13 protein-coding genes are annotated in these 13,988 nt (G+C 63.9%); 2 read left to right on the top strand and 11 right to left on the bottom strand.

Features of this window, described 5'->3' with window-relative positions; genetic code table 11:
• Positions 1-21: 21 nt before the first annotated feature.
• Genes ACZ41T_RS01865 through ACZ41T_RS01875 form a run of 3 tightly spaced genes read right to left on the bottom strand, consistent with a single transcriptional unit; the run spans position 22 to position 2,406 of the window.
• A complete protein-coding gene (locus ACZ41T_RS01865; protein WP_464922787.1) occupies positions 22-909 on the bottom strand; it encodes a pseudouridine synthase in 888 nt (295 codons plus the stop codon).
• 2 nt (positions 910-911) lie between these two features.
• Entirely contained in the window at positions 912-1,604 is a 693-nt protein-coding gene (scpB, locus tag ACZ41T_RS01870) for an SMC-Scp complex subunit ScpB (protein WP_464922788.1), read from the bottom strand.
• A complete protein-coding gene (locus ACZ41T_RS01875) occupies positions 1,585-2,406 on the bottom strand; it encodes a segregation and condensation protein A (RefSeq protein ID WP_464922789.1) in 822 nt (273 codons plus the stop codon). Before ACZ41T_RS01875 ends, scpB begins: the two co-directional genes overlap by 20 nt.
• 109 nt (positions 2,407-2,515) lie before the next feature.
• Here ACZ41T_RS01875 and ACZ41T_RS01880 point away from each other — a divergent pair, with 109 nt between their 5' ends.
• Positions 2,516-2,830 carry a type II toxin-antitoxin system Phd/YefM family antitoxin gene (locus ACZ41T_RS01880; RefSeq protein WP_464922790.1) on the top strand — a complete coding sequence of 105 codons (315 nt, stop codon included), beginning with the start codon at positions 2,516-2,518 and terminating at the stop codon, positions 2,828-2,830.
• Positions 2,823-3,209, top strand: coding sequence for a type II toxin-antitoxin system RelE/ParE family toxin (locus ACZ41T_RS01885; RefSeq protein ID WP_464922791.1), 387 nt, complete (start codon positions 2,823-2,825; stop codon positions 3,207-3,209). Before ACZ41T_RS01880 ends, ACZ41T_RS01885 begins: the two co-directional genes overlap by 8 nt.
• 417 nt (positions 3,210-3,626) lie before the next feature.
• Here the strand turns inward: ACZ41T_RS01885 and lon are convergent, their stop codons facing one another.
• The 8 genes from lon to flhB form a co-directional block, all read right to left on the bottom strand.
• Positions 3,627-6,008, bottom strand: coding sequence for an endopeptidase La (lon, locus tag ACZ41T_RS01890; protein ID WP_464922792.1), 2,382 nt, complete (start codon positions 6,006-6,008; stop codon positions 3,627-3,629).
• A gap of 60 nt (positions 6,009-6,068) precedes the next feature.
• Positions 6,069-6,845, bottom strand: coding sequence for a flagellar motor protein MotD (motD, locus tag ACZ41T_RS01895; protein ID WP_464922793.1), 777 nt, complete (start codon positions 6,843-6,845; stop codon positions 6,069-6,071).
• A 238-nt stretch (positions 6,846-7,083) separates the two neighbouring features.
• Complete coding sequence (locus ACZ41T_RS01900; protein ID WP_464922794.1) at positions 7,084-7,821, bottom strand: flagellar motor protein; 738 nt, start codon at positions 7,819-7,821, stop codon at positions 7,084-7,086.
• A complete protein-coding gene (locus tag ACZ41T_RS01905) occupies positions 7,803-8,534 on the bottom strand; it encodes an RNA polymerase sigma factor FliA (protein ID WP_464922795.1) in 732 nt (243 codons plus the stop codon). The genes ACZ41T_RS01900 and ACZ41T_RS01905 overlap by 19 nt, the downstream gene beginning before the upstream one ends.
• A gap of 9 nt (positions 8,535-8,543) precedes the next feature.
• The gene (locus ACZ41T_RS01910; RefSeq protein ID WP_464922796.1) at positions 8,544-9,425 is read right to left on the bottom strand and encodes a MinD/ParA family ATP-binding protein; all 882 of its coding nucleotides are present in this window, start codon (positions 9,423-9,425) and stop codon (positions 8,544-8,546) included.
• The gene (gene flhF, locus ACZ41T_RS01915; RefSeq protein ID WP_464922797.1) at positions 9,418-10,671 is read right to left on the bottom strand and encodes a flagellar biosynthesis protein FlhF; all 1,254 of its coding nucleotides are present in this window, start codon (positions 10,669-10,671) and stop codon (positions 9,418-9,420) included. Before flhF ends, ACZ41T_RS01910 begins: the two co-directional genes overlap by 8 nt.
• On the bottom strand, positions 10,668-12,752 hold the full coding sequence (gene flhA, locus ACZ41T_RS01920; protein WP_464922798.1) for a flagellar biosynthesis protein FlhA: 2,085 nt from the start codon (positions 12,750-12,752) through the stop codon (positions 10,668-10,670). The genes flhF and flhA overlap by 4 nt, the downstream gene beginning before the upstream one ends.
• Entirely contained in the window at positions 12,749-13,903 is a 1,155-nt protein-coding gene (flhB, locus tag ACZ41T_RS01925; RefSeq protein WP_464922799.1) for a flagellar biosynthesis protein FlhB, read from the bottom strand. Before flhB ends, flhA begins: the two co-directional genes overlap by 4 nt.
• Positions 13,904-13,988: the final 85 nt, after the last annotated feature.

Here is a 13,988-nt window from a genome sequence, read left to right on the forward strand (position 1 = left end):
AGCAGCTCGCGCCAGACTCCCTCAACGCATGCGCGGCTTGCGGGTGTGCTTGTCCGGCACGCCACGCGTATGCCGGCGCGGGCTGGGCGTCATCTCGGCCCATTCCAGTACGCGCGCGACCAGTTCGTCGTCGAGTTCCATTTTCTGCCCGCGGCGCAGCTGCGGCGGCAGCGCGATCGGGCCGAAGCGGATGCGGGTGAGGCGCGAAACCGTGAGGCCGAAGTGTTCGAACAGCCGCCGCACCTCGCGCTTGCGGCCTTCCTTGATCACCACGCGATACCAGCGGTTGGCGCCCTCGCCGCCCGCGGCGAAGCAGCTTTGCAGCTGCGCCATGCCGTCGTCGAGCTCGACCCCGGCCAGCAGTTGCGCAATCATGTCCTCGGTCAGCTCGCCCAGCACCCGCACCGCGTATTCGCGCTCGACTTCGAAGCGCGGGTGCATCAGGTTGTTGGCGAGTTCGCCCGAGGTGGTGAAGATCATCAGGCCGTCGGTGTTGTAGTCGAGCCGGCCGATGGCGATCCACTTGGCGCCGCGCAGCTTGGGCAGTGCGTCGAACACGGTGTCGCGGCCTTCGGGGTCGTCACGGGTAACGATTTCGCCTTCTGACTTGTGGTAGATCAGGATGCGCGTGCGCTTGTCCTCGAAGCGCAGGTACACGCGCCGGCCGCTGACCTTGACCACGTCGCCCGGCCCCACCTTGCTGCCGATCAGGGCCGTTTCGCCGTTGACCTGCACGCGGCCCTGGGCAATCCATTCCTCCATCTCGCGGCGCGAACCGAGCCCGGCTGAGGCCAGCGCCTTTTGCAGGCGCTCGCTGGGCGCCTCGGGGGCGGTCGCCTGTTGCAGGCGGCTCGCCGCGCGCCCCATGGGGGCGGTGGGCGAACGACGGATGGGGGTTGGGCGGCGCATAGTCAATCAATCTCGGTTGCTGCTCGAACAGGAGCGGTGCCGGCGGCGGCAGTCTCGATCACTGCGCCGAACAGCTGGGGGACGCCATTGTCCAGCAATTCCCCGCGTAATTCAGGAATTAATGCAGTTTCATCCGGGGTGACGAGGTGGCCGAGCTCTTCCAGCGGCGGCAACTCCGACAGCGTGACCAAGCCCAGATCGCCGAGGAAATGCCCGGTGGTGCCGAACAGCGCCGGGCGTCCCGGCACGTCGCGATGGCCGATGGCCTCGATCCAGCCGCGCTCTTCCAGCGTCTTGATGATATGGGGATTGACCGACACCCCGCGGATGTCCTCGATGTCGCCGCGCGTCACCGGCTGGCGGTAGGCGATGATGGCGAGCGTTTCCAGCACCGCGCGCGAGTAGCGCGGCGGCTTCTCGTTCTTCAGCCGCGACAGCCAGGGCTGCATCTCGGCGCGCGTCTGGAAGCGCCAGCCGTCCGCCACCTGCACCAGTTCCACCCCGCGGCCGTGCCACTGCGCGCGCAATTCGTCGAGCGCGCGGCGCAGTACGTCGTTGGACAGGCCCTGATTGGGGGCATCCTGTTCGAACATGCGCTTGAGTTCGGCCAGCGTGAGCGGCTCGACGGCCGCCAGCAAGGCGGCTTCCAGCACCCGCTTCAAATCGTCGGGATGGTCATTCGGCTGCAGATTCATGGAGCTTCACGTAGATGGGGGCAAATGGTTCGGCCTGGGTCACGTCGAGCAGGGTTTCCTTGGTCAGTTCCAGCACGGCGAGGAAGGTAACCACCAGTTCGTGCACGGTCGACGCTTCCGGGAACAGATCCTTGAATTCCACGAACTCGCCCGGCGCCAGCCGCCTCAGAATCCGGCTCATGTGTTCGCGGATCGACAGTTCCTGGCGGCCGATGCGGTGGTGGGTGCGATTTTTCGCGCGCGACAGGATCGCCAGCCAGGCCGCGGCGAGCTCTTCCGGATGCAGGCTCGGCAGGCGTCTGGCGGCTGCCGGCAGAAACACGCTGACCGTGTCGAAATCGCGCCCGGCCTGCGGCATGGCATCGAGATGCTGGCCGGCAAGCTTCATCTGCTCGTATTCCAGCAGGCGGCGCACCAGTTCGGCGCGCGGATCGTCGCCCTCGTTCGCCTCCTCGCTCTGCTCCCGCCGCGGCAACAGCATGCGCGACTTGATGTCGATCAGCATCGCCGCCATCAACAGATATTCCGCCGCCAGTTCCAGCCGCGTCGCACGCGCGGCTTCGACGTAGGCCATGTACTGCCTGGTCAGCGCCGCCATCGGGATGTCCAGCACGTCAAGGTTCTGGCGGCGGACCAGGTAGAGCAGCAGGTCGAGCGGGCCCTCGAAGGCATCGAGAAAGATTTCGAGCGCGTCGGGCGGAATATAGAGATCCTGCGGCAGTTCGATCAGCAGCTCGCCACGCACCTTGATGACGGGGGCAGGCGGTGCGGACGGCGTATCGAGAAGCTCGGGGGCGTTCATGGCGGCCATTTTACCCGAGGGCTCGCACAACCCGATGGGTGGCTTTTCCGGATTGACTATAGCGCGCATAATGCACATTATTCTGTACAAACCCAGTTAAGGAATCGCCATGACCTTCTCGACACGCGACGTCGTTCCCCTATCGCAAGCGCGCGCCCACCTTTCCGAACTCGCTGACCAGGTCAAGGCGGGCGCTGAAAAGATTGTCACCAAAAACGGCGAGAGCTATGTCGCGCTGATCGATGCGAAGCGACTCGACTACTACCACCAACTGGAACGCGAGCGCATCCATCTGCTGCTTCTCGACGACGCACGTCGCGGTCTGGAAGACATCGCCGCCGGACGCACCGAAGACGCCGATGCCGCTCTTGCCCGCCTGCAGCAGCAGCACACGGAAAAATCAGCCAGCCGCAAACGTGGCTGAACGCCGGCATGCGGTCGAACTCGCCGCGAGCTTTCTGACGTGTCTGGAATCCATCGAGACTTTTCTGACGGAAGCTGAGGCCGCGCATGCCTACGACGACCTGCTGACCATGCTGCGCACGGAGGTTCTTCCAAATCTGCACCGCTTTCCCAATATGGGCCGCCCTTACCTGGAGCAGCCGCCCCGCTCCGTCGAAGCACTTGCCATGCTCGCCACGCTACCGCCCGGCATGACGGACAGCCTGCGGGTGTATCTGGCGGGCGATTACCTGATCCTGTATGTCGTCGACAAGGCCGGTTCGGTGACCACGCTTTTATCCATCCGGCATCACCGCCAGCTATCCTTCGATTTCGGGAAAATCTGGAACGGCAATACCTGACCACATTGCCATTCAATACCTCCAGGCAGGTTAGCCTTGTTCAGAAATCAGGCATCGATTATCGGGGCGTTTGACCTCGATGCAGGGCAAAGCGAACGCAGTACCGAGTAACACGCATCAAGATGCTCGTTGATGTGATGGAGTAACTGCGTGTATGCAGCGGTTGCGTCCGACAGGTGTTCGTCTTTGCCCAGCCATAAATATTCACTGCGCAACCGATCAAGAGCATCCAGCGTTTTCAGCCACTGTGTGGCAATAAGGCGTAGAGATGTTGTGTATGCGGATTGTGGATGCCTTCGGCCATGCTGTGCATGAAAAGACCTTGCCTCAGGTATGGCTGCGATAGCATTGAACGTCGAGGAAAAAGGTTTCCATGATCCAGAACATTGCGTTTAATCAGCATACGGCTTTGACCATTTAATCCGCACCGAAAATCACCGTCGCCACATCCTGATAGCGCTTGGCGTAATGCACGGTGAATCCGGCGCGGATATGCTCGGGTAGCTTGTCGAAGTCGCGCCGGTTGGCGTCGGGCAGGATCAGTTCGCTGATGCCGACCCGGCGCGCGGCGATGACTTTTTCGCGGATGCCGCCCACCGGCAGTACCTGGCCGGTCAGGGTGAGTTCACCGGTCATCGCCAGCGGGCGGCTGATTTTGGCGTTTTTCGCCAGCGACAGCAGCGCGGTGGCCATGGTGACGCCGGCACTGGGGCCGTCCTTGGGGGTGGCGCCTTCCGGCACGTGCAGGTGGACGAAGCTGGTGTCGTAGAACTTGGCGTCGGCACCGTAGAGTTTCAGGTGCGAGGCGATATAGCTGTAGGCGATCTCGGCCGATTCCTTCATCACCTCGCCCAGCTTGCCGGTGAGCTTGAAGCCGCGATTGAGGGTGTGGACGCGGGTCGCCTCGACCGGCAGCGTGGCGCCGCCCATCGAGGTCCACGCGAGACCCGTGACCACGCCAACGCCGCTCATCGGCTTTTCGCGGCTGAACACCGGCTTGTCGAGATAGGCCTCGACTTCCTTGACGCCGATCCTGATCGGCGTTTCCGCACCGCCGAGGATCTTGACCACGGCTTTGCGCGCCACCCGCCCCAGCTGCTTTTCCAGGTTGCGCACGCCGGCTTCTCGCGCGTAGCCCTCGATGACGTGGCGGATCGCGCCTTCACTGATGGCGAGCTGGTTCTTTTTCAGCCCGGCACGGGTGAGCACGCGCGGCCACAGGTGGTGCTTGGCGATGGCGACTTTTTCTTCGGTGATGTAGCCCGACAGGCGGATGACTTCCATGCGGTCGAGCAGCGCCGATGGAATGGAAAAATCGTTCGCGGTGCAGATGAACAGCGTCTTGGACAGATCGAAGCGCACGTCGAGATAGTGGTCGAGAAAGTCGGCGTTCTGCTCGGGGTCGAGCACTTCCAGCAGCGCCGAGGCCGGATCGCCCTGGTAGCTGGCGCCGATCTTGTCGACCTCGTCGAGCATGATGACCGGGTTGGCCGATTCGACTTCTTTCAGTGCCTGCACAAACTTGCCCGGCATGGCGCCGATGTAGGTACGGCGGTGACCTTTGATCTCGGCCTCGTCGCGCATGCCGCCGACCGAAAAGCGGTAGAACTTGCGCCCCAGCGCCTCGGCCACGGACTTGCCGATCGAGGTCTTGCCGACGCCGGGCGGCCCGATCAGCAGCAGGATCGAGCCGGCCATTTCGCCACGCATCGCGCCGACGGCGAGGAATTCGATGATGCGGTCCTTGACGTCGTCGAGCCCGTCGTGGTCGCGGTCGAGGATGCTGCGTGCGTGTTCGAGGTCGACCTTGTCCTGCGTGTGCACGCCCCACGGCAGCACGGTCAGCCACTCGAGGTAGTTGCGGGTGACGGTGTATTCCGGCGAGCCGGTCTCCAGCAGTGACAGCTTGTGCATTTCCTCGTCGATGCGTTTTTTCGCCGGCTCGGGCAACGTCAGTTTGGCGATACGCTCGCTGAAGGTGTCGAGTTCGGCGGTCTTGTCGTCCTTGGCCAGCCCCAGTTCCTTCTGGATCGCTTTCAGCTGCTGGCGCAGGAAAAACTCGCGCTGCTGCTCAGTCATTTTCTCGTCGACCTTTTCGCGGATGTCCGACTGCAGGCGCGCCACGTCGAGCTCCTTCTTCAGCAACACCAGCACTTTTTCCATACGCTTTTTCAGGCCGAAGGCTTCCAGCACCTCCTGCAATTCCGGCTTGGAGGCAGTGGTGAGGCTGGCGGCGAAGTCGGTCAGGCGCGAGGGTTCGTTCGGCCCGAAGCGGTTGAGGAAAAACTTGAGCTCCTCGGAATACAGCGGGTTGAGCGGCAGCAAGTCCTTGATGGTGTTGATGATGGCGATGGAATAGGCGCGGATTTCCTCGGAATCCGGCTTACCGGTTTCGTTCGGGTATTCGACCCGAACCTTGTAGGGTACCGTCTCCGACAACCACTTGACGATACGGAAGCGCCGCGTGCCTTCGGCGATGAACTGCATCTTGCCATCGGTGCGGACCGGGTGATGGATGCGCACCACGGTGCCGACGCTGTGGAAATCCGACCGTTTCACGTCGTCGGTGTTGTCGGCCTTGACCACCACCAGGCCCACCATGTGGTGCGGAGTCTCGCCGATGGCCTCGACCGTCGGCAGCCATGGCGCCTCGTTCATCAGCAGCGGCAGGGTTTGCGCCGGAAAAAAAGGCTTTTCGGTCAGCGGCAGCAGGTAAAGCTCGTCCGGCAGCGCCGGGGCGGCTGGCAACTGGCGGTCATCGGACAGGATTTCGCCTTCCAGTGCGGAGTCGTTTGGCATGGTTTGATCTTCACAATCCGGTCAACAGGATTTAGAAGTATCGGGCCTGTCGGCCGAATTTCAAGGTCGGGACGGATTGGGCCGCAACGGAATTTCCTCGACCGTGTCCGGCAGGCCGGACAGGACCATCAGTTCGACCCGGCGGTTGCGCGCGCGCCCTTCCGCCGTGTCGTTGGCGGCAATTGGCTTGCTGGCCTCGCGTCCGATGGCGAGCAGGCGCACCGGTGCGATGCCGTTATCGGCCAGCAGGCGCACCACGCTGCTGGCCCGCACCGCCGACAATTCCCAGTTGGAGGCAAATATCGAATTGCTGATCGGCACGACGTCGGTATGGCCGGTGATTTCCAGGTTGAACGGCTCGTTCTTCAAGGTTTCCGCCACCGCGCGCAGCACTTCCAGCGAGCCGGGATCCAGTTCGGCACGTCCCGGCTCGAACAGCACGTTGGCATTGATTTCGATGCTGACGCCGCGCCGGCTCTGGGTCACCCGCACCTTGCCTTCCTTCACCAGCGGTCCCATTACGTCGAGCAGGCTGCTCGCCACCTCGGTCATGTGCGCCTGCTCTTCGATCGCCTGCTGCTGTTTGAGGGTGCGTTGCCTGACCTCGGGCGACAGCGCGGCCGGCGTCAGCTGCGGCACCGGGGCGTCGCCCGCCGGCGACCTGCCGAAAGCGTCGCCGAGCGCGCCGGCCAGCACGCGAAACTTGTTTTCATTGACCGCCGAAATGGCGTACATCACCACAAAGAAAGCGAACAGCAGCGTGATGAAGTCGGCGTAGGAAATCAGCCAGCGGTCGTGGTTGTCGTGATCGGCGGCGATGCGGCGGCGACGGCGCATGATCCTAGGAACCGTGGTTGGACGCACCCGATGGTGCGTCTGGGCAGGTGGCTGCCGCGAAATGAGGAGGCGGCAGGCCATCGCCTGCAACGACGAATGGCAAAGGCAGGCGCGTGACCAGGCGTGCCAGCGGGTGCGTAGCGGACCCACCTTTTCCATGGGCGCGATCAAAGGCACAGAAAACAGTATTCAAGCGGTACGCCATGAGCTTATAAGCGGTCAACCGCGGTTTCTAGGATCATAGGTAGCCTTTGAGACGCGCCTCGATGATGCGCGGATTGTCGCCCTGGGCAATGCCGATGAGGCCGTCGCAGATGATCTCGCGCTCGGCCACGCGGCGCGCGATGGTGAACTTGATCTTGTTGGCGATCGGCAGGAACACCAGGTTGGCCAGCCCGACGCCGTAGATGGTGGCGACAAAGGCGACCGCGATGCCGGCGCCCAGCTTGCCCGGATCCGCCAGGTTTTCCATGACGTGGATCAGGCCGATCACCGCGCCCAGAATACCGAGCGTGGGCGCATAGCCGCCGGCCGCCTCCCATACTCGCGCAGCCTGGCGCTCGGACGTTTCGAAGTTGACGATCTGCACGTCGAGCGTGTCGCGCAGCTTGGCGGCGTCGGCGCCGTCGATCAGCAACTGCAGGCTCGACTTCTGGAACGGATCCTGGGTCAGGTTGACGTATTTCTCCAGCGCCAGCACGCCCTCCTGGCGCACGGTGTGCGACCACTGGACGACACGGCGGATGAGCGAACCGGCTTCCGCCTCGGGCGGGCGAAAAACCCACTTCGCCATGCGCATCCCGCGCATGAAAACCGGCAGCGGATGATGCAGCAGCACCGCGCCCAGGGTGCCGATCACCACGATGACGAATGCGGCTGGCTGCAGGAACAGGCTGATCTGCCCGCCTTCCATCGCCTGGCCGCCGAGGATGGCGACCCCGGCCAGGCCGAGCCCGATCAGGCTGCCACGATCCATGCGTCTTCCTTGAGTTTGGTGCGCAGCCGCGCGATGGCCTGGCCGTGCAGCTGACAGACGCGCGATTCGGTGACGCCGAACACTTCGCTGATTTCACGCAGGTTGAGTTCCTGTTCGTAATACAGCGACATCAGCAGCTGTTCGCGCTCGGGCAGGTTCTCGATCCCGGCAATGATGCAGGCGCGCAGGTTGGCGTCGAGCAATTGTGGCAAGGGCATGCTGGCTTCGTTCGCCGACTGCTTGTCGAGAAAGGAGTCGCCCTCGTCGGTGTCGCCAAAATCCTCAAAATACAGCAACTGGTGACCACGCGCGTCGGCCAGCATGGCCTGATATTCGGCCAGCGGGATTTTCATGGCCATGGCGATTTCGGTTTCGCTGGGCTGGCGTCCCAGTTGATGCTGCAAGGCGCCGATGGCTTGTTCGATCTTGCGCATCGACTGCCGCGCGCTGCGTGGCAGCCAGTCCGACTGGCGCAGCTCGTCGATCATCGAGCCGCGGATGCGCTGGATGGCATAGGCCTCGAACTGCGCGCTCTGCGCCTCGTCGTAACGGCTGATGGCGTCGAGCAGGCCGATCATGCCGGCCTGCACCAGGTCGTCTTCCTCGACACTGGGCGGCAGCCGCCCCATCATGTGATGGGCCAGCCGCTTGACCATGGGCATGTGTAGCGTCAGCAGATCGCTTTTTTCGCTTTTTCCGCTTGCGGTATACATGATCCTGAATTATCCCCTTCTGCAGGCGTCCACCAGGCTGCTGCCCTGTATCACGCGCTGCATGAATCCTCCGACACTGCCCAGGGTGGGCGGCTGCGGCCAGCGCAACAGGCCGTCGGCCAGCTTGCGAAACTGCGAGGTGGACTGCGCAACCGGAAATGCGTCCACCACCGAGGTATGCAAATGACCCGCACGGGTCAGGCGCTCGTCCAGCGGAATATAACCCAGATAATCGACCGACACGCCCAGATAGCGCTCGGCAGTGTGGGCGAAATTGTGCGCCACGGCCTGCGCCTGCTCCGGCGACTCCATGCGGTTGAGCAGCAGGCGGAACTGACGTTTGCCGAAGTTGTGCGCCAGCCGTTTGACCAGGGTGTATCCCTGGGTGATCGCCGTGCCGCCGGGCGGCAGCACCACCATGATTTCGGAGGCGGCGAGACCCAGCGGCAGCGCATCGGGATCGGTGGCTTCTTCCATGTCCACCAGCACCACGTCGACGCCGCACTGCAGGCGGTTGAAGCTCTGCGCCAGCCATTCCTGGTCGCGCTCGGACAATTTTCCCAGCTGGTTGAAGCCACCGCCGATCGGCAACACCTGCACATTGTCGGGGCCGGTGAGCAACAGCGCATCCAGGGTGCAGCGGCCTTCGAGCACGTCCGCCACGTCGTAGCGCGGCGTCAGTCCCAACGCTGCACAGGCACCGCGACCATGCCGGTCCTGGTCGACGATGAGCACGTCGCGCCCGGAACGTGCCAGGGCGACCGCCAGATTGGCGGTCGCGGCGGTCTTGCCCGCGCCCTGCTGGCCCGACATCACGGTAATGACCTGAAACCCGGGCTGCCCCAGCAGGCGGCGTAGTCCGGCGGCCTGATCGCTGACGAATTTATCCAAGGGACACCGCGCTTTCACGCTGTAGGGTTTGAATGCCGGAGAGCGCAAATCCCAGTTCGCTGTCGTCCAGCTGCCAGGGCGAGGCGTGCGTGCGAGCCTTGAAGGCGCGGTGAATGAGCGCCTGGCGGTTGGCCAGATGAAGGTCTTCCGGCACGCGCTGGCCGGTCGCCAGATAGTGCACGTTCAGTTCGTGGCGAATCGCGCAGTCGAGCGCCGGGCCCAGGCTCGCCGCTTCGTCGATTTTCGACAGGATGCAGCCGTCGAGCCCGCGGGTCCGGTATGCCTGCACCACCTCATCCAGCGTATCGCCGTGACTGGTGGCGTTCAGCACCAGCAGGCGCTTGATCTGCTTGCCGGCCTGGCACAGCATTTCGACCTGCTCGGCGACGGCCTGGTCGCGCTGGCTCATGCCGACGGTATCGATCAGCACGGTGTGCTTGTTGCGCAGCTCGGATAGCGCCAGCCGCAGGTCGGCGGCGTCGCGCACCGCGTGCACGGTCACGCCGAGAATCTTGCCGTAGATGCGTAGCTGCTCGTGGCCGCCGATCCGGTAGCTGTCGGTGGTCAGCAGCGCCAGCCTGTCGGCGCCGTGTCGCACGACGAAACGCGCGGCCAGCTTGGCGGTGGTGGTGGTCTTGCCGGCCCCGGTCGGCCCCATCAGGGCAAACACGCCGCCGCCGTCGAGCATGTCGGTCTCGCTCTGCATTACGTTGAGGCGCTTCATCAGCGTGTTACGCATCCAGGCCTGCGCCTGTTCGGCATCGCTCTTGGGCAGGGTTTCCAGCAGTTCGCGCGCCAGCGTAGCGGAAAATCCGGCCGCCAGCATGTCGCGCATCACTGCGGCGCCGGACGGATCGCGTCCCGGCAGGTCGCGCCAGACCAGGTCGGCGAGCTGGCTCTCCAGGCACGTCTGCATCGACTTGATTTCGCTGATGACACTTTGTGCAAGCTGGGCGCTGTCCTGGCTGGACACGGCGACCCGCTCGATCAGGCGGCGCTTGATGGTGACCGCGGGCGCCGGCTCGTCCTGCGCACGGGGCGCCGGTGATCGGGGTTCGGGCGTCGGTGCGGGCGCATCGTTTACCGGCGGCGCCATCGCGGCGATGTCGTCCGCCGCCAGGGCCAGCACTTCGACCCCGCCGTCGACGGCGCGATTGGAGAGAATGACCGCATCGGGTCCGAGTGCGTCGCGCAACTGGCGCATGGCCTCACGGGATGTTTTGGCGACGATACGTTTGACGTTCATGCTGCTCCTCCAATCAGGGAAGTCACTTTGATCTGTTTACCTTCGGGCACTTCAGCGTGCGAAAGCACCTTGAGTTGCGGCACGCTGCGCCGCAGAAAACGTGCGAGTAGCGGACGCAGTACGGCCGGCGTCAGCAATACGGGGGGGTGGCCCAGCGCTTCTTGCCGCTGCGTCGAGGTCTGGGTCCGCTCCAGCAGGGTATCGGCCAGTCCCGGCTCCATGCCGCCGGCGTCGTTGCCGGCCTGCAGGGTTTGCAGCAGCAGGCGCTCCAGTCCCTGGTCCAGCGCAATCACCGGTAGCTCGCTGGTCGAGCCGTAAATCTGCTGCACGATCGAGCGGCCCAGCGCCACCCGCACCAGTGCCGTGAGTTCATGCGGATCCTGGACCCGTGCGGCGTTCTCCAGCAGGGTGTCGATGATGGTCCGCATGTCGCGAATGGCCACGCCTTCGGTGAGCAGGTTCTGCAGCACTTTCTGCACGGTGGAGAGCGTCAGCATTTTCGGCACCAGATCTTCCACCAGCTTGGGCGCACTCTTGCCCAGGTGGTCGAGCAGCGCCTGCGCTTCCTGCCGGCCGAGCAGTTCGGCGGCATGCTGGGTCACCAGATGATTCAGATGGGTGGCGACCACAGTACCCGGGTCGACCACGGTGTAGCCCATGGCCTGCGCTTGTTCGCGCAGACTGGATTCGACCCATACCGCCGGCAGGCCGAATGCGGGATCCGTCGTGGCGACACCCGGCAGGCTGGCGGTGATGCTGCCCGGGTCGATGGCAAGAAACAGCCCGGTGCGCACTTCGCCGCTGCCGATTTCAACGCCCTTCAAGGTGATGCGGTAGCTGTTCGGATTGATTTCCAGATTGTCGCGGATATGCACAGCGGGGGGCAGGAAGCCGATTTCGCGGGCGAACTTCTTGCGGATGCCCTTGATGCGGCGCACCAGTTCGCCGTCGGCGGCGCTGTCCACCAGCGGGATCAGGCGATAGCCGACTTCCAGCCCCAGGGTGTCGATGGGCGCGACGTCTTCCCAGCTGGCTTCCTGCGACTCGACCGCGGCGACGGGCGCGGTCTGCACGTCCGGCGCGGCCTCGACCGCCTGTTGCCGCTTGCCGTTCTTCCAGGCCAGCCAGACCATGCCGCCCGCCAGCAGCAGGAAGGCAAAGTTCGGCATCCCCGGGATCATACCCATCATGCCGAGGATCGCGGCGGTGATATAGAGCGCCTGCGTCTTGTTGAAGACGTTGGACATCATCTGGCCGGTGATGTCCTCATCGGTGCTGACGCGGCTGACGATGATGCCGGCGGCGATCGAAATCACCAGTGCCGGAATCTGCGCCACCAGGCCGTCGCCGATCGCCAGCAGGGTGTAGTTGCGCGCCGCATCGGCCACCGTCATGTCGTGCTGCATGACGCCGACCAGCAGGCCGCCGACGATGTTGATCAGCAGGATCAGGATGCCGGCGATGGCGTCGCCGCGGACGAATTTCGATGCGCCGTCCATCGAGCCGTAAAAATCGGCCTCCTGGGAGATTTCGGAACGCCGTTTGCGCGCCTCGTCCTCATTGATCAGGCCGGCATTGAGGTCGGCGTCGATCGCCATCTGCTTGCCCGGCATCGCATCGAGGGTGAAGCGCGCGCTGACCTCGGCGATGCGTCCGGCGCCCTTGGTGATGACGATGAAGTTGATCACCACCAGGATGACGAAGACGATGATGCCGACCGTGTAATCGCCGCCGACCAGGAAATGGCCGAAGGCCTCGATCACCTTGCCCGCCGCGTCCGGGCCGGTGTGGCCTTCCAGCAGCACGACACGGGTCGAGGCCACGTTGAGCGACAGGCGCAACAAGGTGGAGAGCAGCAGCACCGTGGGAAAGGCCGCGAATTCGAGCGCCTTCTTGGTCGACAGGCCCACCAGCAGCACCATGATGGAGAGTGCGATATTGAAGGTGAACAGCATGTCCAGCGCAAACGGCGGCAGCGGCAGCACCAGCATCGCCAGGATGAGGATGATGAAAATTGGCGCGGCCATCGCGCGGGCGTTGGCGCCGCTGAACAGGCCGGAGATGCTCAGGGTGCCGTTCATGCTTGAACGCCAGTGCCCGCCTGCAGCGGGTCAAGTTCGGGCGGCACCGGCAAGGCGGTTGGCACATTGGGGTAGGCCCCGCCGACTTGCTGGAAATGACGCAGCTGAAACACGTAGGCCAGCACTTCGGCCACCGCTGCGTAGAGCCTGGCCGGAATTTCGTCGCCTAGCTCGGTATGGCAAAACAGCGCCCGCGCCAGCGGTGGCGCTTCCAGCAAGGGCACCTTGTGCTCGGCGGCCAGCTCTCGAATCTTCGCGGCGACGGCGTCGGCGCCCTTGGCCACCACGCGCGGCGCACCCATCTTGCCTTCGCTGTATTTGAGCGCGACGGCGTAATGGGTCGGGTTGGTCACCACCACGTCGGCGGTGGGGATCTCGGACATCATGCGGCGGCGCGCCACTTCGCGCTGCTGGGCGCGAATGTGCGCCTTCAGGTGGGGGTCGCCTTCCGACTCCTTGTTTTCCCGGCGCACTTCCTCCTTGCTCATCCTGAGCTTCTTGAAGTGACTCCAGAGCTGGTACGGCAGATCGATCACGACGACAAAAATCATCGTGCCAGAGACCAGCAGGAATACCTTGCCGATGAGGTCGCCCATGTGCTGGATGGCGACTGAAGGCGCCTCCAGGCTGAGCGAAAAAATCGCGCCGACGTTGGACCAGATCAGCCACACGGCGACCCCGCCCAGCAGACTGGCCTTGGCCAGCGCCTTGATCAGCTCGATCAGCCCCTGGCTGGAAAACATGCGCTTGATGCCTGAAAACGGGTTCAGGCGATTGAATTTCGGGGCGAAGGCCTTGGCGCTGAAGAGCCAGCCGCGCAGCAGCAGCGGTGTAGCCACGGTGGCGACCACCACCGCCGCCAGAAAGGGCGACAACGCCAGGGCCGCCTCAAAAAACTGGTTCGACAGCTGCGCCATGACGTGTGCGCTGTCGCGGGCGATGCCGGGATTGAACTGCAGGCCGTCGCGCACGATATGCGACAGGGTCTGGCCGAGGCCACTGGCCATCGTCCACAGGGTCGCGCCCCCCATCATCAGCACGACAAAGGTGGACAATTCGCGCGATTGCACGACCTGCCCTTCTTCACGTGCCTTTTGCAGCCGCTGTGACGAGGCTGGTTCGGTTTTTTCCTGATCGCTTTCTTCAGCCATCCCTGATTTCACCTGTTGGTGGGGACCCTGCCATCTGCATCAAGCAGATGCGGGCTTTCTTCAGGCTGAATTATTGGCCATGCCC

The organism is Thiobacillus thiophilus (genome assembly GCF_055378705.1).

Excerpts from the sequence above, each read along its gene's own strand:
- motD (WP_464922793.1), bottom strand. The coding sequence starts at position 6,845 with ATGCGCCGTCGCCGCCGCATCGCCGCCGATCACGACAACCACGACCGC.
- lon (WP_464922792.1), bottom strand. The coding sequence starts at position 6,008 with ATGCCAAACGACTCCGCACTGGAAGGCGAAATCCTGTCCGATGACCGC.
- scpB (WP_464922788.1), bottom strand. The coding sequence starts at position 1,604 with ATGAATCTGCAGCCGAATGACCATCCCGACGATTTGAAGCGGGTGCTG.
- ACZ41T_RS01900 (WP_464922794.1), bottom strand. The coding sequence starts at position 7,821 with ATGGATCGTGGCAGCCTGATCGGGCTCGGCCTGGCCGGGGTCGCCATC.
- ACZ41T_RS01905 (WP_464922795.1), bottom strand. The coding sequence starts at position 8,534 with ATGTATACCGCAAGCGGAAAAAGCGAAAAAAGCGATCTGCTGACGCTA.
- ACZ41T_RS01875 (WP_464922789.1), bottom strand. The coding sequence starts at position 2,406 with ATGAACGCCCCCGAGCTTCTCGATACGCCGTCCGCACCGCCTGCCCCC.
- ACZ41T_RS01880 (WP_464922790.1), top strand. The coding sequence starts at position 2,516 with ATGACCTTCTCGACACGCGACGTCGTTCCCCTATCGCAAGCGCGCGCC.
- ACZ41T_RS01865 (WP_464922787.1), bottom strand. The coding sequence starts at position 909 with ATGCGCCGCCCAACCCCCATCCGTCGTTCGCCCACCGCCCCCATGGGG.
- flhB (WP_464922799.1), bottom strand. The coding sequence starts at position 13,903 with ATGGCTGAAGAAAGCGATCAGGAAAAAACCGAACCAGCCTCGTCACAG.
- flhF (WP_464922797.1), bottom strand. The coding sequence starts at position 10,671 with ATGAACGTCAAACGTATCGTCGCCAAAACATCCCGTGAGGCCATGCGC.
- flhA (WP_464922798.1), bottom strand. The coding sequence starts at position 12,752 with ATGAACGGCACCCTGAGCATCTCCGGCCTGTTCAGCGGCGCCAACGCC.